Origin of the sequence: Rhizobium sp. BK098 (assembly GCF_014193155.1) — a bacterium.
In the GTDB taxonomy this organism is placed as follows: Bacteria; Pseudomonadota; Alphaproteobacteria; order Rhizobiales; family Rhizobiaceae; genus Rhizobium.
The window spans coordinates 136,337-159,510 of the sequence record NZ_JACHYY010000003.1 but is presented as its reverse complement, the minus strand read 5'-3'; the positions used below and the strand labels follow the sequence as shown (position 1 = coordinate 159,510).

At 58.5% G+C, this 23,174-nt stretch carries 24 protein-coding genes and 1 pseudogene; 8 read left to right on the top strand and 17 right to left on the bottom strand.

Features of this window, described 5'->3' with window-relative positions; all coding sequences use genetic code 11:
- Positions 1–15: 15 nt before the first annotated feature.
- The 5 genes from FHT73_RS10070 to FHT73_RS10050 all read right to left on the bottom strand — a co-directional run bounded on the left by FHT73_RS10070 (position 16) and on the right by FHT73_RS10050 (position 5,789).
- Complete coding sequence (locus FHT73_RS10070; RefSeq protein WP_183711335.1) at positions 16–951, bottom strand: sugar ABC transporter permease; 936 nt, start codon at positions 949–951, stop codon at positions 16–18.
- Between the two features lie 64 nt (positions 952–1,015).
- Positions 1,016–2,329 (bottom strand): ABC transporter substrate-binding protein, encoded by a 1,314-nt coding sequence (locus tag FHT73_RS10065; RefSeq protein WP_183711333.1) that lies wholly within the window; start codon positions 2,327–2,329, stop codon positions 1,016–1,018.
- A 154-nt stretch (positions 2,330–2,483) separates the two neighbouring features.
- On the bottom strand, positions 2,484–3,551 hold the full coding sequence (gene ugpC, locus FHT73_RS10060; protein ID WP_183711331.1) for a sn-glycerol-3-phosphate ABC transporter ATP-binding protein UgpC: 1,068 nt from the start codon (positions 3,549–3,551) through the stop codon (positions 2,484–2,486).
- Positions 3,552–3,720: 169 nt separating this feature from the next.
- The gene (locus tag FHT73_RS10055; protein ID WP_112608531.1) at positions 3,721–4,464 is read right to left on the bottom strand and encodes a FadR/GntR family transcriptional regulator; all 744 of its coding nucleotides are present in this window, start codon (positions 4,462–4,464) and stop codon (positions 3,721–3,723) included.
- A 161-nt stretch (positions 4,465–4,625) separates the two neighbouring features.
- A complete protein-coding gene (locus FHT73_RS10050; RefSeq protein ID WP_112608529.1) occupies positions 4,626–5,789 on the bottom strand; it encodes a diguanylate cyclase in 1,164 nt (387 codons plus the stop codon).
- A 187-nt stretch (positions 5,790–5,976) separates the two neighbouring features.
- On the opposite strand from FHT73_RS10050, the pseudogene FHT73_RS29790 reads away from it, so the two are divergent.
- Positions 5,977–6,084, top strand: a pseudogene (locus tag FHT73_RS29790) (amino acid ABC transporter substrate-binding protein); the annotation flags it as partial.
- Positions 6,085–6,176: 92 nt separating this feature from the next.
- On the opposite strand, the gene FHT73_RS10045 reads toward FHT73_RS29790, so the two are convergent.
- From FHT73_RS10045 to FHT73_RS10000, 10 genes are read right to left on the bottom strand one after another with little or no spacing between them, the layout of a single operon-like run.
- Positions 6,177–7,211, bottom strand: a complete 1,035-nt coding sequence (locus FHT73_RS10045) for a Gfo/Idh/MocA family oxidoreductase (RefSeq protein WP_112608527.1) — start codon at positions 7,209–7,211, stop codon at positions 6,177–6,179.
- Between the two features lie 5 nt (positions 7,212–7,216).
- Positions 7,217–7,666, bottom strand: coding sequence for a type II 3-dehydroquinate dehydratase (gene aroQ, locus FHT73_RS10040; RefSeq protein ID WP_112335959.1), 450 nt, complete (start codon positions 7,664–7,666; stop codon positions 7,217–7,219).
- Between the two features lie 30 nt (positions 7,667–7,696).
- Positions 7,697–8,065, bottom strand: a complete 369-nt coding sequence (locus tag FHT73_RS10035; protein ID WP_183711329.1) for a 5-carboxymethyl-2-hydroxymuconate Delta-isomerase — start codon at positions 8,063–8,065, stop codon at positions 7,697–7,699.
- A gap of 15 nt (positions 8,066–8,080) precedes the next feature.
- Positions 8,081–8,941 carry a shikimate dehydrogenase gene (locus tag FHT73_RS10030; protein WP_183711327.1) on the bottom strand — a complete coding sequence of 287 codons (861 nt, stop codon included), beginning with the start codon at positions 8,939–8,941 and terminating at the stop codon, positions 8,081–8,083.
- A gap of 12 nt (positions 8,942–8,953) precedes the next feature.
- On the bottom strand, positions 8,954–9,727 hold the full coding sequence (locus tag FHT73_RS10025; protein WP_183711325.1) for an amino acid ABC transporter ATP-binding protein: 774 nt from the start codon (positions 9,725–9,727) through the stop codon (positions 8,954–8,956).
- A 7-nt stretch (positions 9,728–9,734) separates the two neighbouring features.
- A complete protein-coding gene (locus FHT73_RS10020) occupies positions 9,735–10,559 on the bottom strand; it encodes a transporter substrate-binding domain-containing protein (RefSeq protein ID WP_183711323.1) in 825 nt (274 codons plus the stop codon).
- 44 nt (positions 10,560–10,603) lie between these two features.
- Positions 10,604–11,254 carry an amino acid ABC transporter permease gene (locus tag FHT73_RS10015; RefSeq protein ID WP_112415770.1) on the bottom strand — a complete coding sequence of 217 codons (651 nt, stop codon included), beginning with the start codon at positions 11,252–11,254 and terminating at the stop codon, positions 10,604–10,606.
- Positions 11,255–11,263: 9 nt separating this feature from the next.
- A complete protein-coding gene (locus tag FHT73_RS10010; RefSeq protein ID WP_112335962.1) occupies positions 11,264–11,932 on the bottom strand; it encodes an amino acid ABC transporter permease in 669 nt (222 codons plus the stop codon).
- 49 nt (positions 11,933–11,981) lie between these two features.
- Positions 11,982–12,803 (bottom strand): sugar phosphate isomerase/epimerase, encoded by an 822-nt coding sequence (locus FHT73_RS10005; RefSeq protein WP_183711321.1) that lies wholly within the window; start codon positions 12,801–12,803, stop codon positions 11,982–11,984.
- On the bottom strand, positions 12,803–13,540 hold the full coding sequence (locus FHT73_RS10000; protein WP_183711319.1) for a GntR family transcriptional regulator: 738 nt from the start codon (positions 13,538–13,540) through the stop codon (positions 12,803–12,805). The genes FHT73_RS10005 and FHT73_RS10000 overlap by 1 nt, the downstream gene beginning before the upstream one ends.
- Before the next feature lie 251 nt (positions 13,541–13,791).
- Between FHT73_RS10000 and FHT73_RS09995 the strand changes: the two genes are divergently transcribed.
- The 4 genes from FHT73_RS09995 to FHT73_RS09980 all read left to right on the top strand — a co-directional run bounded on the left by FHT73_RS09995 (position 13,792) and on the right by FHT73_RS09980 (position 17,083).
- Positions 13,792–14,685, top strand: a complete 894-nt coding sequence (locus FHT73_RS09995) for a dioxygenase (RefSeq protein WP_183711317.1) — start codon at positions 13,792–13,794, stop codon at positions 14,683–14,685.
- A gap of 20 nt (positions 14,686–14,705) precedes the next feature.
- The gene (hpaH, locus tag FHT73_RS09990; RefSeq protein WP_112608515.1) at positions 14,706–15,488 is read left to right on the top strand and encodes a 2-oxo-hept-4-ene-1,7-dioate hydratase; all 783 of its coding nucleotides are present in this window, start codon (positions 14,706–14,708) and stop codon (positions 15,486–15,488) included.
- A 7-nt stretch (positions 15,489–15,495) separates the two neighbouring features.
- Positions 15,496–16,260, top strand: coding sequence for a 4-hydroxy-2-oxoheptanedioate aldolase (gene hpaI, locus FHT73_RS09985; RefSeq protein ID WP_183711315.1), 765 nt, complete (start codon positions 15,496–15,498; stop codon positions 16,258–16,260).
- Positions 16,261–16,384: 124 nt separating this feature from the next.
- A complete protein-coding gene (locus tag FHT73_RS09980) occupies positions 16,385–17,083 on the top strand; it encodes a transporter substrate-binding domain-containing protein (protein WP_183711313.1) in 699 nt (232 codons plus the stop codon).
- Between the two features lie 43 nt (positions 17,084–17,126).
- Here the strand turns inward: FHT73_RS09980 and FHT73_RS09975 are convergent, their stop codons facing one another.
- Positions 17,127–18,152: a questin oxidase family protein gene (locus tag FHT73_RS09975; protein ID WP_183711311.1), complete on the bottom strand. Its 1,026-nt coding sequence runs from the start codon at positions 18,150–18,152 to the stop codon at positions 17,127–17,129.
- Complete coding sequence (locus FHT73_RS09970; protein WP_210290317.1) at positions 18,149–19,612, bottom strand: NAD(P)/FAD-dependent oxidoreductase; 1,464 nt, start codon at positions 19,610–19,612, stop codon at positions 18,149–18,151. Before FHT73_RS09970 ends, FHT73_RS09975 begins: the two co-directional genes overlap by 4 nt.
- Positions 19,613–19,918: 306 nt before the next feature.
- On the opposite strand from FHT73_RS09970, the gene FHT73_RS09965 reads away from it, so the two are divergent.
- The 3 genes from FHT73_RS09965 to FHT73_RS09955 all read left to right on the top strand — a co-directional run bounded on the left by FHT73_RS09965 (position 19,919) and on the right by FHT73_RS09955 (position 23,069).
- Positions 19,919–21,136 carry a sugar ABC transporter substrate-binding protein gene (locus FHT73_RS09965; protein WP_246712096.1) on the top strand — a complete coding sequence of 406 codons (1,218 nt, stop codon included), beginning with the start codon at positions 19,919–19,921 and terminating at the stop codon, positions 21,134–21,136.
- A 170-nt stretch (positions 21,137–21,306) separates the two neighbouring features.
- Positions 21,307–22,251: a sugar ABC transporter permease gene (locus tag FHT73_RS09960; protein WP_112398863.1), complete on the top strand. Its 945-nt coding sequence runs from the start codon at positions 21,307–21,309 to the stop codon at positions 22,249–22,251.
- Entirely contained in the window at positions 22,248–23,069 is an 822-nt protein-coding gene (locus tag FHT73_RS09955; protein ID WP_183711306.1) for a carbohydrate ABC transporter permease, read from the top strand. The genes FHT73_RS09960 and FHT73_RS09955 overlap by 4 nt, the downstream gene beginning before the upstream one ends.
- The last annotated feature ends 105 nt before the right edge of the window (positions 23,070–23,174 follow it).

Sequence of the window (23,174 nt, the reverse complement as noted above, 5' to 3'; positions counted from 1 at the left end):
GGCGTTCTCCCGATCTCAGTCCTGTCCGCCCTGCTGCCATTTGCGGCGCTGCAGACCGAAGAAGCTGAACATGATGGCGGCAAGCAGGAAGGGGATCATTGCCACAGCGATTGCCGCACCCTCGCCGAGCTGACCGCCCGGGATGCCGCGCTGAAAAGAAAGCGTCGCCATCAGATGCGTCGCGTTGACCGGCCCGCCCTTGGTCAGCACATAGATCAACTGGAAATCCGTGAATGTGAACAGCACGGAGAACGTCATCACGACGGCGATGATCGGCGTCAACATCGGCAGCGTTACATACCGGAAGCGCTGCCAACTTGTGGCGCCATCAAGGGACGCCGCCTCCTGAAGCGAAGCGGGAATCGTCTGCAGGCCGGCAAGCAGCGAGATCGCGACGAAAGGAATGCCGCGCCAGACATTGGCGATGATCACCGAGATCCGTGCATTGATCGGATCGCCGAGGAAATTGATCGGACTATGGATCAGGCCAATTTTCATCAGGGACCAAGAGATAATGGAAAACTGGGAGTCGTAGATCCACCAGAATGCCAATCCCGAAAGTACCGTCGGCACGACCCAGGGCAGGAGCACGATTGCCCGGAAGAACGATTTGAATGGCAGGTGCTGATTGAGAAGCAGCGCCAGCCAAAGGCCCAGCACGAATTTCAGGACGGAAGCTACGAAAGTGTAGAGCAACGTATTGAAGACCGACAGCCAGAAGACGGAATCATTGACCAGGTATTGATAATTCTCCAAGCCGATAAAACTGCCGGCGCGCCCGATCCGCGTGTCAGTGAAACCGAGCCAGACCCCAAGTCCCAGTGGGTAGGTGAGAAAGCAAACCAGAAAGATGGCTGCCGGCAACATGAAGAGGAAGCCGAGCATATTGTTGTTCTGCATGAGCGATCTGATCGGGCCGCGCGTCGTATCGCCGGATGTCACGGTCGACATGGCATTATCTCCTGATGAACGGTCGCAGCATGCCGGCGCCGGCATGCTGCAGATATTCTGGGGATCAAACCTTGTAATAACGGTTTGCGCGCCGCTCAGCCTCTTTCATCGCATCCTCCGGCGTCAGCTGGCCGGTTACGGCGGCCGCGAACATATCGACGAGCACGTAATCGGCCATCACACCTGCCGAAGCATAGCCGAGTGGGCCGGCATAGCCGTTCGGGCGCAGCGTTTCCGAGGCGCGTGCATAGGGTGCGTGAACGGGATCGGCGGTCCAGACAGGATTGTTGGCAAAGGCCTTCAACGGTTGGCAGCAATAGGCGCTCGATCCTTGGATCCAGGCGTTCATCTGGTCGCCTTCCATCATGAACTTGATATAGGCCTTGGCTGCTTCCGGATATTTGGTATGGCTGAATAGAACCAGCGAGCTCGTCTGGTGCAGTTCGACACTCTTGCCGACCGGGCCGATCGGGAAATTTGTGGTTCTGATATCGGCCGCGATCTCGGCAAGCTTCGGATCTTTTTTAGCTGCGTAATAAACCGAAACGCCGTTTGCGATCAGCGATACCTGCCCGGCAAGGAAGGCCCGGTTGTTGTTGATGTCCTGCCAGCTCTCCGTGCCGGGGATGAAAGTTGCATAGAGGGCTTGCGCATAGTGGATGGCCGCCAGCGTTTCAGGGCTGTTGATGGTCACCTTGCCGCTTTCGTCCACCATCTTGCCGCCATGGCTCCAAAGCAACCAATGGGCGTAATTGTTGCCGTCACCGACCGCCTTGCCATGCGGGAAGCCGGCGGGCGTACCTTTCGCCTTCATGGCCTTGCAAAGCTCAAGGAATCCCGCGGTATCCTTGGGGAATTCGCTGAAACCGGCGGCCTTGACATGGCTATCGCGATAAACGACGGCGTTGCCGATCGCCGTCAGCGGCATGGCGATGAACTTGTCGCCGCGGGTTGCATACCCGCGCACGCCGTCATACCAGCCGCCGTATTTATTGCCGAGATAGGTGGCGAGCTCCGTCAGGTCGACGAGTTTGTCAGGATATTGATGAGCATCGTCGAACCAACACATCACAATGTCGGGCCCTGAACCGACATTGGCCGCGACGGCAGCCTTCGGTCGGATGTCCTCCCAGCTTTCCTTGTCAACACGAACCTCGACGCCCGTCGCCTCGGTGAATTTCTTGGTATTGGCAAGCCAGGCATCCTCGTCGCCTTTGACGAAGGGTGTCCAGCGAAGCAGCCGGAGACTTGCGCCCTTTTCGGGCGTGTAGCCGGGTTCGGCTTGGGCGAAAGATGGGCGTATACCGAGTGGCCCAAGGCCGGCGATGCCGGCGGCGGCGGCCGATGCGGCAAGAAAGTCACGTCTCTTGAATGGCATGATACTCCTCCTTTGAAAAACGGGAGCAAATTCCCCCGGCGCCCACCTTCCCGTTTGGTGAACGACGACTATCGCATTCGAACCGGCCGAATGCTTCCGCGTCGATGGGTGAGCAGGAAGACTCCTCTTCTTCCGGCTCCGCACCGAAGCGGCATCAAATCGTCAATCTCTGACCGCTTTCGGCGTCGAAGAGATGGACATGCGGCACATCGATGGAAATGCGCAGCGTATCGCCGGGTTTGGCATTGATCCTCTCCCGGAAGATGCAGTTGACATCGCTGCCGCCGAACCGGACCGTCATCTGCGTTTCATAGCCCGTCGGTTCGATCACGATGATTTCCGCAGGCAGCCCCTCGGCATCGAGCGTGATGTATTCCGGACGCAGCCCATAGACGAGGTCGCGCGCCCTGGCGCCAGCGGGCGGGTTTGCGATGGGTAGGACAGTTCCGTCCGACGCGATGAACCGACCATCGCTCTCCGTATCGAGGCGGCCGTTGATCATGTTCATCGCCGGCGAACCGATGAAGCCCGCGACAAAAAGATTGGCAGGCGTGTCGTAGAGATCCAGCGGCTTTCCCACCTGCTCCACGACGCCATCATGCATGACGACGATCTTGTCGGCCATCGTCATGGCCTCGATCTGATCATGCGTGACGTAGACGGTCGTGGTGCCGAGACGTTGGTGAAGCTCCTTGATTTCGGCGCGCATGGCAACCCGGAGCTTGGCGTCAAGATTGGAAAGCGGTTCGTCGAAGAGGAAGACCTGGGGATCGCGCACGATCGCGCGGCCCATGGCGACACGCTGGCGCTGACCGCCGGAAAGCTGGCGGGGATAGCGGTCGAGAAGTTTGGTCAGCCCCAGGATTTCCGCCGCCTTCTTGACGCGCTGGTCCATGTCCGCTTTCGGCGCGCGTTTGAGCATCAGCGAGAAAGCCATGTTCTGGGCCACCGACATATGCGGATAGAGCGCATAATTCTGAAACACCATGGCTATGTCGCGGTCGCCCGGCGCCATTCCATTGACCACGCGATTGCCGATACGGATCTCGCCGGCGGAAATATTCTCGAGCCCGGCAAGCATTCTGAGAAGCGTGGACTTTCCGCATCCGGACGGTCCGACCAGGATCACGAATTCCCCGTCCGCAATATCGATATTCACACCCTTGATAACCGGGAACGCCCCGAATGATTTCCTGACATCGACAAACTCGACACCTGCCATAAAAGCTCCTCCCAGAACCTTTCATCTGTCTGACTTGCGGTCAGCCCTCCTCCGAGGCACGAACCGCCAGAATGCATTAATCCGACTTCGACGTCCTATCCCCCGCCGCCGACCGGCATCTTTATGTCTCTCACGTGCATCTCAGCCATATCTCCTCATACTGGCCAGATCAGACAGGATTGCCGCTCGCCAGTTGAACCTTGGTCGTGTCGTAAATACGCGTCAGATGATGCTCGAACGCCGCAACGACGGCATCTTGGTCATGGCGAGCGAGCGCCTCAAAGATCGCCAGATGATCGCTGTAGCTCGCCTCGACGGCACCCGGCTTGGCCATGGCGTGGCGGCGGTAATTCATCATGTAAGTGTATAAATCGGTGACGAAGGCAGCGAGGAGCGGGTTTCCGCAGGCCCGATAGATGGCCACGTGGAATTCGCGGTCGCAGATCAGGAAACGCATCGCATCGTCGCCCCCGAGACGCTGGGCCTCCAGCAGCGCCTGCAGCTTTGCCAGGGTGACGTCATCGATGCGCGCGGCGGCGTCGCGGACAACCTTGAGTTCGATGTGAAGACGGGCAGCGTGGACGGATTCCAGATCATAGCCGTCGATTGCGTTGGGAGAGGCGATCGTCACCGTAATATGGCTGAGATCGACCTCACAGACGCGGCTGCGGCTGCCATGCGAAACTTCGATAATGCCCTGCGCGGCGAGCGCCTGAATAGCGCCACGCACCGTTTCGCGGCTGACATGAAGAACGTTGGCCAATTCACGCTCGCCCGGCAGCTCGTCACCCGGTCGCAACATGTTGGTGGCGATCAGGACCATCAGCTTCTCGGCGATGACATCACGCGCCGTTCGGCGGGCGAGACTCCGCGCGATATTCGGCACCTCGGTCAAGATCGGACTTTCGTCCATAGCGCCCCCCGGTCCACTGGTTGGTCCAGCAGATCAGTTAATTAAAGATCGTTGAGGAAATCCGTCAAGACAATTTCGTTGCCGCAACCGACGGTGCGACGAGCTAGGTCTTGATTCCACAATTAACCCGATCAAAAAAGCGCTGCCGCCTTGGTCTTACGTTAAGCCAATCGGAGGCGGTTTTGCGGAACTGCGTCGAGGTCAGCGTCGCATATGCGATTTCGTCCCGCAGCTTTCGCCAGATACAGTGCTCGGTCAGCCTCCCGACAAAGGCTCGCAAGTTCAGTCCCGTGGAAAGCTCTTGCAACCCCGCCACTTATCGTCACCGTAATCTCGGGACCAAGTGTAGGAAAGCGGAGTTCGGCCACGGTCTTGCGGATCCGCTCCGCATAGAATAACGCGTCCCCCACCTTTGCCGGAAGGAAGACGATAAACTCTTCTCCCCCTTGGCGCGCTAGCAACGCCCCTTTCGGTAAGGTTGACTGCACCGCCTGCGCCATCGTTGAAAGAACCTCGTCGCCCGCTGCATGCCCCCAGCGATCGTTCAATTGCTTGAAATGATCTATGTCCAGAAAAAGAACCGCGTCTCCGGGATGTGGCTGGCTAGGCGCGTTTGCATTAAAAAAGCGACGATTATAGAGGCCTGTGAGGTGATCGCGGTCAGCAAGATTTTTAATCTTGGCATGTTGACGCTCGCTGATGAAGATCACGATTGCAATCGCAAGCACGAACTTGGAAATGATCATCAGGAGGAAGCCGTTAGCCACAGCGAGCACAGGAAAGGACCTGGTGGAGAATTCCAGTGCCATAATTAACGAAAGCAGACTGGCGGCGGCAAGCAGTCCTACAATCAACCTGCGGATCGGCAGCGGCTCACGATATGCATCCCGAAACACGACAACAGCGGTAGCAGCCATCGTCAAACAACCGAGAACCGTGAAAGTTGTCGCCCGGTAGGTGTTAGTCAGATGGAATGCTGTGATCAATCCAGCAGCCAAAGTTCCGATTGCTGGCAGGAATACAAGCCATGGGTTGATTTTACGATCGGGATCGCTGATCAGGACAAAGGCCAAGGCAAGAAGGCAATACCCCAGAACCCCAAGCGCGATATTGAAAAGACTTAGCAGGCCATAAAGCGCGGGATAAAGCTCTGCATACCCCGCCAGTGTCGATCCCGCAGCAAGGACCACAAAGCTCGCTGCGAGAAGCCCAACCCCACGGCTTTCCGCCGAGGTGAGCCGCAAATAGCCCAAAGTCAAAGCGCCAGCAATATAGGACGTTTTCTGCAAGAAGAGGACAGTCGGAAGATCAAGTTCGCTGGTCATTCAACACCAAGGGGTCATTCGTCATCACCGCAATATCCAGTATTCTTGAATTTTTTGCGAATATCCCAAGAGGAGTGGAATTTTGTTCTAATTCTGATGGCTTTCTAGAATTACAATTGATGTGAAGGGCGATCTCGTATCGCCCCTCGTCGGTTAGGCAGGGCGATCGCATATGAACTGAGGTAGGTTCACTGGCCGGGAATTTTCCGCCCTGCTGCCGTCGGTTGCCAATCGGCGCTTCGACATTGCTGTGGCGGTGATCGGAGCGACCGAGGCAGGCAGGAGAAGGTCGCTTTCTCTGATGCCTATCTCACTTACATGCCTTTTGCGGCGAGGAGCTATTATGGAACAGCTATGCGTTTTCTCGCCGCTTGCCTTCACTGCTGTCTAGAGGACGATGCGTCCTCCCATCGCGGCCGAGCGCTTGATGGCCTCAATGACTTTCAATGTCTCCAAGCCTTCCCGGCCGCTGACTAGAGGAGCTTCCTCGCCCCGGATAACGCTGCAGAACTGACGAATCTGCATGACAAGCGGATCCTCGTTTTCGAATGCGGCTCTGTCGCGCTCAAATGCCTCGGTCCAGCTTCGCTTCTCGGCATTGCTCCATATTTCCAGCGACGGCACGGCCAGAGATCCGTGTGTTCCGCCGATCATGTAGCAAATCTCCTGAGTTTTCGGATAGGCGGGATTTTCTCCCGTCGTCATCTCCCAACTCCATGGCGCGACAACGGAATCGGACACGGAAGCAGTACCGAGAACACCGCTTTTGAACTCGATGAGGATAACAGCAGTTTCCTCGACGGCATTGCCTCGCACAGCGTTGGATTCACGCGCCTGGACCGCGTTTATATCGCCGCAAAGGAAACGGAGGTTATCGATGTCGTGAATTAGGTTGAGGAAGACCGGCCCCGCTCCACGCTCTCGCCGCCAGGGGATGTCAAAGTATTCGTCCGGCTTGAACAGCCAGAACATCGCATTCACGATCAGGATCCGACCGAGCGTCCCGCTGTCGATAATCTCCTTCGCTTTCTGCATCATCGGATTATGCCGGCGGTGATGTCCCGTCAGCAGCGCCACGCCTTTGGCCTCAGCCATTTGCACAAGCTTCTCGCCGGCAGCGATATCGTCCGCGATCGGCTTTTCGATCAGCGCCGGGACGCCCGCTTCCACGGCTTCCAACCCATTTTGAACATGCACCTGGTTCGGCGTTGCGATGATGACTCCGTCGGGGCGCTCGGAAATCATCATGTCGGCAAAACTGGGGAACCATCTGACACCAGCCTCACTCGCGATCGCCTGGCCGGCTGGCGTGGGATCCACAACTGCCATCAGCTCTGCGGCGGGCTCTTCCATCACGTGCTTGATATGACGCGTGCCGATCAGCCCCGCCCCAAGGACTGCCAGCTTGACCCGGCTCGCCATCGCTATCAGTCCTTCTTCGCAGTCTTGAGCATGGTCGCAACTCTGCGGATGCCGAGTTGATAGCCTTCGGTGCCGAGACCAGCGATGACGCCATCGGCCCGGTGGGACACGAAGGAATGGTGGCGAAAGCTCTCGCGCTTGTGGACGTTGGAGATGTGGATCTCGATGACGGGGCCTTCGAAGGTATTCAGTGCGTCGAGGATAGCGAGCGAAGTGTGCGTGAACGCGGCCGGGTTGATGACAATGCCGGCGCCGTCCTCGCGTGCCTGGTGGATCCAGTCGATGATCTCGTATTCGCGGTTGCTTTGATGGAAACGGATCTCGTGCCCCAGCTCCGATGCCAACTTTCGGCAGTCCGCCTCTACGTCAGCCAACGTCTCGTGCCCGTAGATATGTGGTTGGCGCTTGCCGAGGAGGTTTAGGTTTGGTCCGTTGAGAACGTAGATGATGCTCATTGCATTTATCCTTGTTGGGCGTTGCCGGGATCAGGCGAAGGCTATGTCCTGAAACGCGAAGTTTGGGTCGGATTCGTAGAGATCTGCGCGAAGCCCGAGCCGGCCGGTTTCCAGTGCGGGAGCCGCGACGTCACGCGCAGCTTCGAGCACCGATTTCAGCAGCTCTCGTTTGACCTCCGCAGGACGGCCTGGGGCCATGCGTACAATTATCTGCACAAAGTGGTTGTCGGGATGTTCGTCGCCGACGCAGGAGACGGTGGCTTCTCTAGCGAAGGTGCGCACCACGGTTGGCTTGACCAGCCCTCCGTCGCGGACCTGGCGATGAACAGCGCGGGTCAGCTCTTCGATGGCGACGCGTTCCGCTGCGCCTCGGCTGTAGTCGATGATAATATGCGGCATGGAGTAGTCCCCCGATCAGGCTGTCACCCTGCATAGCTCATCGAAATGGCGCGACATTCGTTCCGTATCGGGCGACAGGCCTGTGAAAAGCTCGAAGGCTGCGGCCGCCTGAAACACGGTCATTCCTCCGCCTGGGAGTGTTCGGCACCCCTTCTGCTTTGCCAACGCAAGGAGCTCGGTCACCAACGGCATATAGACGATATCCGCCACCCAGTGATGATGCTGTATCCAATCGGGATCTATCGGAAGCCCCGGATGGCTTGGCATACCAGTCGGCGTGGCGTGGATCAGGCCATCTGCGTTGGCGAGCGCAGTACCGACGTTCCGGACCGGCCTCGCAACCTCTCCTGAAAATCTCTCGTTGAGCTGATCCGCGAGCGTGGAGGCGCGACGCTCGTCCTGATCAAAGATCGAGAGCCTTTCTATGCCGAGTTTCACGGCAGCGTGCGCGACGGCCACCCCAGCGCCGCCAGCCCCAAGCAGAACAGCATGAGCCTTCGCGACGTCGGGCAAGCCGCGCTCGAAATTCTTGTAGAAGCCATACCAGTCGGTGTTGTGTCCGATCCGCTCGCCGTTCTGAAGCACGACCGTGTTTACGGCCCCAAGCATCTTAGCGTCCTCGGACAGGCGGGTCAGGTGAGGCAGCACGGTCTGTTTGCATGGATGGGTGATGTTGGTTCCGGCAAAGCCGCGGCTTTCCAGTTCGTTCAAAAGATCTGGCAGCGCGGAAGAAGGCAATCCGCGCTCCGCCAGGTCCACGAGCTCGTACTCGTAATCAAGCCCCAGGTGGCGCCCTTCCGTTTCATGGAGCGCCGGCGACTTTGACATCTGGATGTCGGCGCCAATGAGGCCGACCAGGAATTTGTTGTTGTCCATATCTCTGCCCGATCAGTGATGCGCAAGGATTTCGCCGAGAAATGCCTTCGTCCGTTCATGCGTGGGGTTCTTGAAGAAGGTTTCGGGCTCCGCCTCCTCGATGATCTCTCCGGAAGCCATGAAGATGACCCTGTCAGCAACTTGCCGGGCGAAGCCCATTTCATGGGTCACGCAGACCATGGTCATGCCGTCTCTTGCGAGGCCGATCATGGTGTCGAGAACCTCTTTGACCATTTCGGGATCCAAGGCGGATGTAGGCTCGTCGAAAAGCATCGCTTTCGGCTCCATGCACAGGGCGCGCGCGATGGCGACGCGCTGCTGCTGCCCGCCGCTGAGTTGTGCCGGATACTTTTCCGCCTGATCGAGGATGCGAACGCGCTCGAGATATTTTCGTGCCAACTTCTCCGCGTCGGCGCGGCTTGCGCCCCGCACTCTCATGGGTGCAAGCGCGCAGTTTTGCAGGACGGTCATGTGCGGGAACAGATTGAAGTTCTGGAAAACCATTCCGACTTCACGTCGAATGGCGTCGACCGCCTTGGCGGTGCCGTCCAACAATTGACCTTCCACCACAATCTTGCCGCCCTGAATCAGTTCAAGAGCGTTGATACAGCGGATCAGGGTGGACTTGCCGGAACCGGACGGTCCGCAAAGGACGATCTTCTCTCCCTTACGAACCGACAGATTGATGTTCTTCAGGGCATGGAAGGCGCCGTACCATTTCTCCACTTTATCAAGGGATATCAAGGTCGACTGATCGTTGGGGGAATTGAGCACGGCGCCCTCCATTTATGCTTTACTTGACCGTGAACGGGATGTTGGGGATGGATTCAGGGAACTTGGGAAGATCGATTGCCATCCACTTCTTGGTGATGGCTGCGAGTTCCCCGTTGCCCTTGATCTTGTCGAGGAAGGCGTTGACGGTCTCGTTCCAGTCCTTCTCGCCGAGTCGCGTTCCCACGCCGTTGTAAGTCGTCAGGAAGTCGATCTTGCGTTCATAGGTGCCGGCGCTGGCTGCATCGAGCCTCTGCCCGTAGAACTGATTGCCGCCCACTGCCTTTACCTGTCCGGAGATCAGGGCCTGGATAGTGGCCGCGTCATCGTCGAAGCGGCGGATGGTGGCCTTCGATCCGACCGCGTCGGTTACGGCCTTGTCCTGCGAGCTGGACTTCGGCACGCCTATTTCCCAACCAGCCACATCGGCCGGCGATTTCACGGCGTCGGCTTTGGCGGCATAAAGCGAAATCGTGTTGGCCGCATAAGGTTTGCTATACTGGATCGCCTTGGCGCGCTCTTCCGTCATTGCCATCGTGGCGAAGAGAATATCGACCTTGCCGGTCGTCAGCGCGGGAATACGGTTCGCTACCGCGAGCGGTTGGAACTGGACTTTCACGCCGAGCTCCTTGGCGAACAGCGTCGCCACATCGGCGTCGAAGCCGTCCTGTTTGCCGCTCGAGTTCACAAAGCCCCAAGGCGCGTTGTCGCCCTGAATGCCCACGACGAGCGTTCCCTTCGACTTGATCTCCTCAACAGATGCCGCGTTGGCGGCCGCAGCACCAACGGCGGCGAAGGTAGCGGTCGCCAGCGCTAGACCGAGAAATTTCCGACGATTGGTATTCATTGCACTTTCCTCCTCTTGTGCTGTTTACTTCTCCCGAAGCAGGTTTAGCGGGCAGCTTTTGCCATCCGTTTCTCAAGGCCGCTTCCGACGTGGGAAAGAGGCCAGCAAATCACGAAGTAGATTATTCCGACGATCCCGAAGACGAGCAGCGGGCGATAGGTCTGGTTCGATATGATCTGGCCAGCCCGGGTCAGCTCGATGAAGCCCACGATCGCAGCAAGCGACGTCCCCTTAATGAGCTGCACGAGAAAGCCGATGGTCGCAGGCATCGAAATCTTCAAAGCCTGTGGCAAAACCACGTCCCTCATTCGGGAGACGTAATGCAGGCCAAGAGCGTTCGCGGCTTCGGTCTGCCCTTTGGGAACGGCTTCAATCGAACCGCGCCATATCTCGCCGAGGAAGGCGCTTGCGTGGAGAGTGAACGCGATCGCGACAGCGACCCAGGCGTTGACGTCGATGCCAAGCAAGGCAACGCCGTAGTAGACGACAAAGAGCTGCATCAGGAGCGGCGTGCCCTGGAAGAGCGCGATATAGCCGGATGATGCAAGCCGGGCGAACCGATGCTTCGACGTGCGCGCAAGCGCGATCAAAATGCCGAACACGCCCCCGCCGATAAAACCGATAACCGCCAGCAATACGGTCCATTTCAGACCCTGAAGGATGAAGAACAGCTCGTTTTCGCCGATGGGACCCATGAGCGCCTCCTATCGAGTCGGATAGTTGAAGTAGGAACGGGAGATCAGGGCGAAGATTCCCATCATCAGGCTTGAGATGACCAGATAGATTGCGGTCACGGTGAAGTAGACTTCGAAGCTTCGGAACGTATCCGACTCGATGCGTTGCGCCGCGGAAGTCAGCTCATACGCGGCGATCGAGGTGCACACCGACGTGGTCAAGGTCAGCATCACGAACTGGCTCGTCAAAGAGGGGTAGATCGCTCGCAGTGCCGGCTTCAGAACGATGAGCCGGAAGACGTCGGCCTTATGCAGCCCGAGCGCAAAACCGGCTTCGATCTGTCCCTTGCTGATGCTCTCAACGCCCCCGCGGATGATCTCGATAGCGTAGGCGCCTCCGTTGATCCCCAGCGCGATGATTGCGGTTACCGTCGGGTTCAGGCGGATACCCATAAGCGGAAGGGCGAAGTAGATGAAGAAGATCTGCACCAGGAACGGCGTGTTGCGGACGACTTCGACGAACGCGATCACCGGAGCGCGAACCCACGCGGTCTTCGAGGTTCTTGCTGCAACGCCCAGGATTCCGATCACGAGAGCGAGCAGCATCCCGGCGAAGGCGAGACCCAAAGTTCCGAGCGAACCCCAAAACAATTCCGGGGCGCGGTCGAAGACCGCGCCAAAATCAAACCTGTAACCCATCTGCTGGCTTCCTCCCTTCGGCGTAGCTCTCGCCTCGCCGCCGCCGCGATCATTGACCCGGCTTAAATATTCGTAAGGCCCCTTCGAACAGGCGTTTCAAATGCTCCCCCGCGTCTGCCGAGCCTGAAAGAGGTACTTCGACCGAGACCGATGCTGCCCCATTGGCTATTGCGACCAGTTCGCCCAAGGGCAATTCGCCCTCGCCAGGGGCAAGACGCTTGCCTCGGGCTTCGGCGATCATGGCCTCCGCCGTGCTCGGAGCGGGTCCGATGACGTCGCACAACTGAATGTGCTTGACCCTATCGATCTCGTCGCGCAGCGATGTCAACGTTCCGCCGTTCCTGAAGAAATGAACTCCGTCAACGAGTGCGCCGGCATTGGACGCGCCGCTCGATTTCAGAAGATCGACGCTGTCAGCGAAGGTTCTGACCGTCCGCCATCCCATGTTCTCGATATCGACTGCCAATCCGTAGCTGCTTGCAAGGCTGCAGAATTCGGTGAAGTTCGACTGCAGCCTGCTCTGTTCCGGATCGTCGCCGCACACGCTTAGACGCCTGGCCCCGATGTTGGCAGCCGCCGCCACTATGGGCTCCAGAGACGAGGCATTGAACGATGGGTCGATGACAAAGAACTCGATATCGAAAATCTCGAGCGCTTCGCCGCGCAGTACGGCTTTCAATTCTTCCGCTGCGCGGCCGCCTACGGGCAGCTCGTAGTACGGCGCTCCAGGAAATGCCGGATTCAGCCTCAGCCCAATTCTGGAAAAGCCCGCCCCCGCTGCAGCCTTCGCAAAATCGCTCGGCGCCAGGGAGATGGCGGAGAAGTGCGCTACGCCAATCTGTTGCTCTGATTTCGATCCAGGCGTCACCATCACACGATCCCTTTCGTCGCGAGATGATTTCGAAGGTTCGTCCCAGTGCGGTGGATGTGCTGCCGCAGTTTCTCGGTGGCGTATTCAATGTCCCGCGCGACCGCTCCTTGCGCAATCTCGCTGTGCTCCTGCCCGACGTTCCGGTCGCCGGAAGTCCTGATGAGGAAGACCCGGCGGTATCGGTCATTCAAGTTCAGCAAGAGGCCGCAGAAATGCAGCAGAAGCGGTTTGCCGCAACCGGAAATGAGTGTGAGATGGAATTCCCGGTGAAGGGTCTCCCATTGCTCGAGCGTCTCAGGCCGTGAGGCATCTCGTTCCGTGCGGTTCAGGCGATGGAGCGAGCGCATTATATTGCCCTCCCACTCGACATCGCCCATACGCATGGATTCCCGCAGCGCGAAGACTTCGAGCTCTTCGCGCAGCGTCGTGATTTCTTCCAGATTCGCCAGCGAGATCGGAGCTACGCGATAGCCGCGGTTATCCTGAAACTCCACCAGGCCGTCCGAGATCAAGCGGGCAAGCCCCTCCCTCAGAGGGCTTAAGCTGACGTTGAACGTGCGGCGCGCCTTGTCGAGATTGATCTTGCTGCCGGCCTCCAGTTCACCAGAGATGATTGCCTCGCGCAGACGTGACGCCAACTGGCTTCCGATCGTGTTCTTGCCATCATCGGAAAAACCCGCGGACGCTATTTCCTCGTCTGTCATTGGCGCAGAGGCGCTGTCGTCGGTCGAGCTCATCCCTACTCCCTGACAATTCTGATCAACTGTCGATGATCGATATGATAAACGATTATTTATGTCAACGAGAAAGCGAAGAAGAGCCCGTTTTGTAGCTAAAACTCGATCGCCTCCCTGATTCAATATAATGAATTCAGTAAGTTAATATAATGCAGAGCCAATTTTCCTCCCGCCAATGGAAAAAGTCGTCGTAACATTCATTGACAGATAATCGATTATTTTTAATAGTCAGCGCCAGTGGAGGTACCCTTATGGCCATAAAAACTGAAAGCGAGTTGACGCCTGCCGTCCTCGCGGTGATGAACAAAACCGAGGATCCACGTCGGCGAGAAATCCTCGTGGCAATGGTGAAGCATCTCCATGCATTCGTGCGGGAGGTGAGATTGTCCGAAGTCGAGTTCCGCGAAGCCACGGCGATACTCAACGAGATCGGACAACTGCAGACGGACAGCCACAACGAGTTTGTTCTCATGGCCGGATCTCTCGGCGTGTCCTCGCTGGTTTGCCTTTTGAACAACGGCGACGGTGGCCAGACGGAGACGTCGCAGTCTCTTCTCGGCCCGTTCTGGCGCCTGAACTCTCCCCGTGTCGAAAACGGCGGCACGATCATCCGCTCCGACACGCCAGGCACGCCGCTCTATGTCCGCGCCAGGGTCGTAGACCGGGACGGCAGGCCGATCGCGGGTGCCGAGGTCGATGTTTGGCATGCTTCTCCTGTTGGGCTCTATGAAAATCAGGACCCCGATCAGGCTGAGATGAACCTTCGGGGCAAGTTCACCACGGACGCCGACGGCCGCTTCTGGTTCAGTACCGTGAAGATGGTCGGATACCCGATCCCGGTCGATGGCGTCGTCGGCCGACTGCTAAAAGCGCAGGGACGTCATCCGTACCGACCAGCGCATCTTCACGCCCTGATCTTCAAGCAGGGATACAAGACACTGATTTCCCAAGTCTTCGATCCAAGCGATCCCAACATCGATTCCGACGTTCAGTTCGGAGTGACGGCAGCCCTGACCGGCGACTTCGTCCGCCATGACGAATCGCATCCGTCCGAACCCGGCATCGAGGGGCCCTGGTTCTCGCTCGACTACACCTACGTCATGGAGCCCGGCGAAGCCGTGCTGCCGCGCCCGCCAATCAAATAACCAACGACAGAGCCGAACCGATGATCACAGAACAGGAACGCCGAGAGGCGGCCAACGCCCTTCTGAAGGCAGAAATTGACCGCAAGCCAATCGTTCAACCGAGCAAGACCTACCCCGGTCTTGAGCTCGAAGACGCCTACAAAATTCAAGCGCTCTGGGCGGAGGCTCGGACTGCTAGGGGTGCTCGGGTCGTCGGCCACAAGATCGGCCTGACGTCGCGCGCGATGCAGATGGCATCCAAGATGACCGAGCCCGACTATGGTGTCATCCTCGACGACGCCCTCTACAACGACGGAGCGCAGATCAAGGCGGAGCTCTTTATCAAGCCCCGCCTCGAAGTCGAGCTCGCCTTTGTGATGGGCGAGGATCTCGAGGGGCCTGGAACGCGGATCTACGACGTGATGAGGGCGACTGAATTCGTAGTCCCGGCTCTCGAGATCATCGACTATCGCACCGAGGTTCCAAGGGCGATCACCGACACGATTGCCGACAATGCCGCTTTCGGAGCGATCGTTGTTGGCGGGCGCATCATTCGGCCAATGGACGTCGATATCCGCTGGGTGGGCGCCACCCTCTCGAAGAACGGCATTATCGAGGAATCCGGTGTTTCTGCAGCGATCATGGGCCATCCGGCAGCCGGGATCGCCTGGTTGGTAAACAAGCTCCATGCTGTGGGCGGCGGTTTGAAAAAGGGGCAGATCGTGCTGGCCGGCTCTTTCACCCGCCCTGTGGACATAGCCCAGGGCGACGTGATCCAGGCCGACTACGGTCCCGTCGGCTCAATTGGCGTCTCATTCGTGTGAGGATGTAATGGAACTCCCCGTCAACAGCTTCAAGCGAAAACTCCAGGCCGGTCAAAGTCAGATCGGATTGTGGTGCGGCCTTCCGGGCAGCTATACAGCGGAAATCGTCGCACCGTCCGGTTTCGACTGGCTGCTTTTCGATACCGAGCATTCTCCCAGCGACGTTCTTACCGTGCTTCCACAGTTGCAGGCGGTCGCGCCGTACGACGTCGCCCCCGTGGTTCGCCCAGCCTTTAACGACCCCGTATTGATCAAACGTTTTCTGGATATCGGCGTCCAGACGCTTCTCATTCCATATGTGCAGAATGAACAGGAGGCGAAGGCGGCCGTGGCGGCGGCGCGTTACGCACCGCGGGGTATCCGCGGCGTATCCGCCCTCACCCGCGCCACCCGTTTCGGGCGCGTGCCGAGCTACGCGCAGACCGCCGAACAGGAAATCTGCCTCTTGCTGCAGATCGAGACACGAGAGGCGCTCGATCGGCTCGAAGCCATTGCAGGGGTCGACGGAGTCGACGGGATCTTCATCGGTCCGGCAGACCTTGCAGCCAGCCTCGGTTATCCCGGCCAACCGGGACATTCCGAGGTAGTTTCGGCAATCGAGAATGCGATCGAGCGCTTGAAAGCCGTCGGTAAGCCCTCGGGCATCTTGACGCCTGACGAGAAGTTTGCGGCTCGCTGCATTGCGCAGGGAACGCTGTTCACCGCAGTTGGCGTCGATGTTGCTCTCCTTGCCAGAGGATCGGAAGCACTTGCGTCCAGGTTTTCGCAATAGAGCCGGATGATTTTAGGTCCGTTCGACCTAAAATCTGAATCCGCTCTAGACTCAAAGAAGTAGAGCCGGATTTCGTCCGAAAACCGCCTACACTTTTCGGCATCACGCTCTGGGGAGACGTAGCATGTTCAGTCTGGAGCAGGTCCGGTCGGAAATAGCGTCGGCTGGATTCATTAGGGCCGCCGTCAATATGTCGAACGCAGCATTGATCCGCTGGGACGAAAACGCGGGCGCCTTAGTAGGCCCGAGCGCGGAAATTGCGGATAGGATCGCCCGCGAACTTGATCGGGGGCTTTCCCTCATACGATACGGATCCGCGGCGGATATTCTTTCCGCTGCGGACGGCGGCGAGTGGGACATCGCCTTCATCGCGTCAGACCCATCAAGAGCCGATCGCTTCAGCTTCTCGCCCCCCTACATCTCGGTCGAGGCCACCTACCTGGTTCCGGTAACTTCATCCTACCGGACGGCGGACGAGCTGGATACCACTGGAATTCGCATCGCTTCCGCGCGCAGCGCAGCCTATACGAAGCAGCTTGAGCGAACGCTCAAGCAAGCGACGGTGCTGCATGTCGACAGCCCCACGGCGGCCCTCGACTTTCTCTCAAACCGAGAATGCGACGCGGCGGCTGGACTGACCGAATTCCTCTTCAACGCCTCGGAGCGGATGGAAGGCTTCCGGGTGGTAGATGGAGTGTTTTCGCAAATTCCTCAGACCATCGCGGTGCATAAACGGGCCATTAACGCCTCGCTCTTCTTCGCGGACTTCGTGCGGCGGCTCGGTGGCGCGGATGCTGGGGAAGAAAAAAACGGAGTTCCGTGAACCCCGCCTCTATGCATAAACCGTGCGCGGGCGGAGTTTACCTCTAGATCAGCCGAACGCGCCGTGCCGCCACAACCCGATAAAGCGGATCACCCCAGACCAATTGTTCCTGTAATGCCGAAAAGACCAGGCTAATGTCGTGTTCGTCGTTGGAGGCCACGGCCGTGGCCCTTATCTCTGGCCAGTCCGGTACCCGCATTTCACGCATCGCCTGAAGCGCTTCGGCGGTCGGAAGCGCCGGGAAGCCGATTTTCGGAACGAGTGTGGCAATCACCTGCCAGAAGGCACGGTAGAGCGGCAGCGGATCATCCAGATGCGCCGCGACCAGCCGAGCCCAATGCAAGCCGGTAACGGCGTGGAGCGCCGAGAAATCCATGGTCGAGGTGAATAGGGCGAGCGCCGTCTCCGCCATGCGTCTCGGTGTCGCTTCATCGATGCGCAAACGATCGATCACCGGCGGAAAGTCCGGCAAGGCGGCGACTTCGCGTATATTATGCCAGAGAAGATCGGTCTCAGGCACATAGTCATGTGCGCCGGCAACATCATTCATCGCAGCGAGAATTGCTGCCGGATCATCCGTCTCCGGCTCTATTCCAGTCGGATCCGGCAAGGGCAGATAACACGTCGCCCAGTATCCGAGCGCCGTTCCCGCTTCCTTCGTGTCGCTGTTGAGTACCGCGTAGGCGAGCCGCATCAGCGGGTGCAGCGCACTGCCGGCCACCCCCTGGATCAGCAGAGGCAAATAATGGCGGATCGCGGCATCGGTTCCGAGCCGTTCGACTTCGGCGATGAAATAGGCGCGATAATCGGATTCCCGCGTCCGGTCACCCAGCGCCGCATCCCAACGCGCACGCTCGATCGGAGCCACGGCCGGCGGCGCGGGAACAAGCTGGTTTGCCACGCGGTAAATCTCATACCATTCGTCGAGACGCTCAGGGGATGCGCCCATGCGATCGAGTGCCACGAGGACCATCGGAGCGTGATTGGCCAACAGATAGGGAAATTCCACACTCTCACACCGGGTCTTCTCCAGAACTCGGCCGAGCGGAAACGCTGGTATGATTGTCATGATGACACTTCCTTTATGCCTTCAAAGTCTCCGCCGTGGCCGCGCGGATCGAAATGATGCTCCTGATAGGCCGCAAGGTCACGGAGAAAATCGTCGGCCGCCTCGTGAAAGAGACCGCCCGCCACCGCATCGACGATCCGCGGCAGACCGTATTTCATGCCAGTCACACCGTTACTGATCGGACCGAGGCTGGCAAGGGCCGAGCAGTTGAACAAATGGATATGCGACAGCCAGCCATGGGTCGCGGCATTCTTCGGCGTCAGTTCGAAGCCGCGCCCGAGATAGGGATGGGCCGCGATCTCGGCCGATGTCTCGCCATCCGGCGGCGTGAAGCGATCGGACCAGAAAGCCACATGCGGCGCAATGCTCTTCAATTCCGCGCGCCGGGTGAAATCGATCGTATAACCGGTACCAAGCAGAAGATGATCGGCGCTGAATGTACCGCTGTCGCTTTCGATCACAACCCGCCCGGCATCCAATGTCACGGACCGCACCTTATGACCCAGCGCCATGGTGAAGCGCGGATCGGACACTGCACGATCGAATTGATCCTGTGTCGGCGGGATCTTGAAGCCATTGTAGAGCCGGATATAGCGCCATTTCTGTAGGTCCGACAGGTCACCGAAATGACCAAGGAAGCCCGGAAAATTGGTCCAGGCCAAGACTTCCGTCCGGCCGAAATTGCCCGAGCGGCCGATCATAACAACGCTTTTTGCGCCCTTTTCCAAAGCCGTTGCCGCCCAGTCGAAGCTGGAAGTCGCCGAACCCAGAATGGCGACATTTCGATCCTTGAGATGGCCAGCGTCTGCGATCTCGGCACTATGGGTCCAGTATGGCTTGGGCAAGGTACGAACGACATCGGGAATCATCGGCGCGCCGCCGCCATCAATACCGGTCGCCAGCACAAGCCGACGGCATTCGATCTGTTGCGTTTCACCGTCCGCTTCAAGCACAAGCCGCAGCCAGCCTTTGACTTGCGATATCCCGGCAAGGCTCGTGCCGTTGGCCACATCCGGCTCCGTCACCGCACGATACCAGCCGAGATAGGCCATCCAGTCTTGCCGTGACATCTTGTCGAGGCTTTCGTAGGCGTCTGTGCCATAGACCGCTTCGTACCAGGCACGCGGCGTCAGCGACGGCAGGCCGAAATCCGGCCCCGCGAGATATTTCGGCGAGCGCAGCGTCTTCATCCGCGCGCAGCCGATCCAAGGCCCTTCCCGCCCCGTCTCGGCCTTGTCGATCACCTGAACGCCCTCAATGCCGCGCCGTTTCAGGCCGAAGGCGATAGCGAGTCCCGACATGCCAGCCCCGCAGATCACGACATTATAGCGTGCGACGCGAGCAGGTCCTGGCTCTGGTGCTGAAGCCCAGACCCGCCCAAGCGCTTCCGTCGCCTCCATTTCGCCGACAAGCCGTTTTTCGAGCGTTTCAAGTCGCGATATGCTGAGAGCGCCATTCATGTTCGATCCTGACACTTCTTTCTTCAACACGGCCTCGCGCTAGCCCGCCATGACCGCAAGTCTTTTAAGCAGCCCGGCGAATGCGCAAAAACGAGGCATACTGCACAATCATCAAGCAAATAATGAGCGATATTGTTCAATTTTGTTATATTCAGGCCGTTATTGCTTTTTTGTCAAGTGTACTTGAGTGCGTTTTTGTTTGATGTATAGTGGCAACCAATCATGAAAAGGAGAACACTAATGACATTCATGAAGGGGAATTTTCAGAAATTTGCTACCGTTTGCATCGTTGCCCTGACAGCGGGCATGGCGCAGGCCGCCGACAAGCCGCTGGCCGGCATCACACTCAATCTTGCATCCATGAACGACCAATTTTCGGCCGTGCTGGCGCAGCTAGCGCCCGAGTTCAAGGAAGCGACGGGCGCGGAACTCAAGGTCGACATCATGGACTACGGCTCCCTGCTGACGAAAACGACCGCCGACTTCGTCGGGCACACCGCCGGTTATGATCTGATCACCATGGACATTGTCTGGGCAGGGCAGTTCGCCGCCAATGGTTATACGATCGATCTCAACGAGCTGATGAAGCGCGACGCCAAGGAGCTGGATACCGCCGACATCTATCCCAAGCTCACGGAAGCGCTCGGTAATTACAAAGGCAAGCAGGTCGCCTATCCCTTTGCCGGCTATGCCAACGTCCTCGCCTATCGCAAGGATCTCTTCGATGCCGCCGGCCTGAAGGCTCCGGAAACGATGGAAGACCTGGTTGCCGCGGCCTATAAGCTGACCGACCCGGCCAAGAAACAGTACGGCTTTGTCGCCAACGGCCAGAAAGGCCCGGCGGTCGCTCAGGACTGGATGCAATATAACGCCGAAATGGGCGGCGCCATCCTCGACAAGAACGGCAAGCCGGCGCTCAATTCCGAAGCCAATATCAAGAGCCTGACTGTTTATCGCGATCTCTTCAAGAAAGCAGCCCCTCCCGGTGCCGCCGACTATGACTGGGGCGGCCGCGAGGAAAGCTTCCGCCAGGGCATCGCCGCCACGATGCAGACCTGGTCTGTCGGCGCGCCTGGCTATTACGATCCGAAGACGTCCAAGATAGTCGGTAAGGTCGATGTCGCGCTTGCCCCGCGCGGCAAGGGTTTGCCGAAGATCTACGGAATCGGCGGCTGGGGCATGGCCATCAACGCCGATGCGAAGGACAAGCAGAAAGAAGCCGCCTGGACCTTCATCAAGTGGGTCACCAGTCCGAAGATCCAGAAGGAGATGAACATGCTCGGCGCTGGCAGCTATATCCGCAAGAGCACGATTGCCGACAAGGAACTGAACGCCAAGTATCCGTTCCTGCCCGTTCTCAACGAAGTCTTCGAGAACGGCGACGGCGACTACCGCCCGCGCATTCCGGAATATCCGGAAATCCAGGACATGCTGGGCACAGCCGTTAACTCTGTCCTCGTCGGTACGGCTGAGCCCAAGGCCGCGCTTGATGCAGCACAGGAAGCAGCCGCCAAGCTGTTCTAAGAACAGGCCCGCTTCACGAAAGACCGTGAAGCGGGCCTTTCATTTCGAGGGCGATGGTCGGGCCGGCTTTAGCGGCACGCTGAAGGCAAGATTCCGTTTGCGCACCGGCCCGTTTTCCTCTCAGATCGAAACGCGAAGCAATTGGCCATTCGGTGATGACGAATTACGCGATGAACCTGACCAGTTCCGTTGACAGCAAGGCGGCCACGCGCTTCCCCTCGGTCTCTTTTGCCACGCGACGAAAATTCTTCCTGTTTGCCATGGCGCTCCCCGCCGTCGCCTACGTGATCGCGCTCGGCGTCTTCCCGCTCGTAAAGGGCATCTGGTACAGCCTCTACGAATACAATCTCCTGAAGCCGGCGCGAACGCATTTCGTCGGCATCGACAATTACATCAACCTGCTGGCAGACGCAGATTTTCGCGGCGCCATCGCCAATACGGTGATCTTCACCGTCTTTTCTGTCGCCATCGAACTCGTCTTCGGCTTTGTCATCGCGCTGGCGCTCTGGCGCGACGACCGGTTCAATCGCGTCTGCCTGACGTTGATCCTTGTTCCCGTCACCATTACGCCGCTGGTCGTCGGCCTCATCTTCAAAGGCTTGCTGCTCGCCGACTACGGGATGGTCGGCTATTATCTTGCCCAGTGGGGTATCACCGATCCGCGCGGCCTCTTCGCCACGCCGTCGACTGCGCTGGCCACGCTCATCTTCATCGACGTCTGGGAATGGACGCCGCTCGTCGCGCTTATTCTACTGGCCGGCCTAAAGGCACTCCCAGGAGATCTCCTGGAAGCCGCCGCCGTCGACGGAGCAACCGCCTGGCGCACTTTCCGCTCCATTACATTGCCACTCATGCTCCCCGCCGTCATGCTGGCGCTGACGCTACGCACCATCGACGCCTTCCGCGTCTTTGACAGCGTGTTCGTGACCACCGGCGGCGGACCGGGCAATTCCACCAACACTCTCATGGTCTATGCGGTGAAGGAGGGCCTAAGCTTCTTCAATATCGGCAAGGCATCGGCGATTTCCAACATCGCGCTTCTGTGCGTAGCGATCATCGCCGCCTGCTTCATCTTCATGATCCGCCATTTCGACAAGAAGGCCAACGGCCGATGACGACACGCTCCATGGTCTTTGGTACGGCCCGGCGCGGCTTCCTGCTGCTTACTCTCGCCTTCTTCCTGCTGCCCTTCCTGTGGCTCGCAATGACCGCCTACAAACCGTCGAACGAGATATTCTCCATTCCGCCACATCTCTTCTTCACGCCAACGCTGGACCAGTTCCGCAACGCGCTGCGCATCTTCGATGTCGGCAGCCTCATCACTTCCAGCCTCTTGATTGCAGGCGGCTCGATGCTGCTTTCGCTGATACTCGGCGTTCCGGCCGGCTATGCGCTCGCCCGCTCGGCACATCCGGCCGCCATGGGCGTTGCCTATTTCTTCATGACGATCCGCATGGTCCCCGCTGTCGCGGCGCTTATCCCTTTCTATCTGCTCATGCGCGATATCGGCCTCATCGGCAGCTGGTTCAGCGTCGTCCTGATCAATTGCGTGCTCAATACCGCCTTCGTGAGCTGGATGATGTTTTCCTACTTCCGCGGGCTGCCGAAGGAGCTGGAAGAAGCGGCGTTGACGGATGGCTGCGGGCAGTTCGGCGCGTTCTGGAAAGTATCCTTGCCTGCGGTGCGTTCCGGCATCATCGCCTCTGCGCTTTTCTGCGTGCTCTTCTCGTGGAACGATTTCCTCTTCGCCATGTTCCTGACGCGGCTCGATTCCAAGCCGATCTCGGTGGCATTGCTTTCGGCCTACGGCACAAAGGACATCACCTGGGGGACACTCGGGGCGTTGGCGCATTTCTCGACCGTGCCAATCGTGCTCATCGTGCTCGTCCTCAACCGCTATTTCGTGCAGGGACTGACCAAAGGCATCAACTGAGCGAACAAACATTGGCGATTAAAAAGGCGTCACCTCGCGGAGCCGTCTTTCGTCATTTCGAACAAGTCAAACAAAAACATAAAGAGCGCTTCAGGCGATTTCGTT

Bases quoted from the DNA above. Each gene is read 5' to 3' on its own strand.
- FHT73_RS10070 (WP_183711335.1), bottom strand. From the start codon at position 951: ATGTCGACCGTGACATCCGGCGATACGACGCGCGGCCCGATCAGATCG.
- FHT73_RS10065 (WP_183711333.1), bottom strand. From the start codon at position 2,329: ATGCCATTCAAGAGACGTGACTTTCTTGCCGCATCGGCCGCCGCCGCC.
- ugpC (WP_183711331.1), bottom strand. From the start codon at position 3,551: ATGGCAGGTGTCGAGTTTGTCGATGTCAGGAAATCATTCGGGGCGTTC.
- FHT73_RS10055 (WP_112608531.1), bottom strand. From the start codon at position 4,464: ATGGACGAAAGTCCGATCTTGACCGAGGTGCCGAATATCGCGCGGAGT.
- FHT73_RS10050 (WP_112608529.1), bottom strand. From the start codon at position 5,789: ATGACCAGCGAACTTGATCTTCCGACTGTCCTCTTCTTGCAGAAAACG.
- FHT73_RS10045 (WP_112608527.1), bottom strand. From the start codon at position 7,211: ATGGCGAGCCGGGTCAAGCTGGCAGTCCTTGGGGCGGGGCTGATCGGC.
- aroQ (WP_112335959.1), bottom strand. From the start codon at position 7,666: ATGAGCATCATCTACGTTCTCAACGGACCAAACCTAAACCTCCTCGGC.
- FHT73_RS10035 (WP_183711329.1), bottom strand. From the start codon at position 8,065: ATGCCGCATATTATCATCGACTACAGCCGAGGCGCAGCGGAACGCGTC.
- FHT73_RS10030 (WP_183711327.1), bottom strand. From the start codon at position 8,941: ATGGACAACAACAAATTCCTGGTCGGCCTCATTGGCGCCGACATCCAG.
- FHT73_RS10025 (WP_183711325.1), bottom strand. From the start codon at position 9,727: ATGGAGGGCGCCGTGCTCAATTCCCCCAACGATCAGTCGACCTTGATA.
- FHT73_RS10020 (WP_183711323.1), bottom strand. From the start codon at position 10,559: ATGAATACCAATCGTCGGAAATTTCTCGGTCTAGCGCTGGCGACCGCT.
- FHT73_RS10015 (WP_112415770.1), bottom strand. From the start codon at position 11,254: ATGGGTCCCATCGGCGAAAACGAGCTGTTCTTCATCCTTCAGGGTCTG.
- FHT73_RS10010 (WP_112335962.1), bottom strand. From the start codon at position 11,932: ATGGGTTACAGGTTTGATTTTGGCGCGGTCTTCGACCGCGCCCCGGAA.
- FHT73_RS10005 (WP_183711321.1), bottom strand. From the start codon at position 12,803: ATGGTGACGCCTGGATCGAAATCAGAGCAACAGATTGGCGTAGCGCAC.
- FHT73_RS10000 (WP_183711319.1), bottom strand. From the start codon at position 13,540: ATGAGCTCGACCGACGACAGCGCCTCTGCGCCAATGACAGACGAGGAA.
- FHT73_RS09995 (WP_183711317.1), top strand. From the start codon at position 13,792: ATGGCCATAAAAACTGAAAGCGAGTTGACGCCTGCCGTCCTCGCGGTG.
- hpaH (WP_112608515.1), top strand. From the start codon at position 14,706: ATGATCACAGAACAGGAACGCCGAGAGGCGGCCAACGCCCTTCTGAAG.
- hpaI (WP_183711315.1), top strand. From the start codon at position 15,496: ATGGAACTCCCCGTCAACAGCTTCAAGCGAAAACTCCAGGCCGGTCAA.
- FHT73_RS09980 (WP_183711313.1), top strand. From the start codon at position 16,385: ATGTTCAGTCTGGAGCAGGTCCGGTCGGAAATAGCGTCGGCTGGATTC.
- FHT73_RS09975 (WP_183711311.1), bottom strand. From the start codon at position 18,152: ATGACAATCATACCAGCGTTTCCGCTCGGCCGAGTTCTGGAGAAGACC.
- FHT73_RS09970 (WP_210290317.1), bottom strand. From the start codon at position 19,612: ATGAATGGCGCTCTCAGCATATCGCGACTTGAAACGCTCGAAAAACGG.
- FHT73_RS09965 (WP_246712096.1), top strand. From the start codon at position 19,919: ATGGCGCAGGCCGCCGACAAGCCGCTGGCCGGCATCACACTCAATCTT.
- FHT73_RS09960 (WP_112398863.1), top strand. From the start codon at position 21,307: ATGAACCTGACCAGTTCCGTTGACAGCAAGGCGGCCACGCGCTTCCCC.
- FHT73_RS09955 (WP_183711306.1), top strand. From the start codon at position 22,248: ATGACGACACGCTCCATGGTCTTTGGTACGGCCCGGCGCGGCTTCCTG.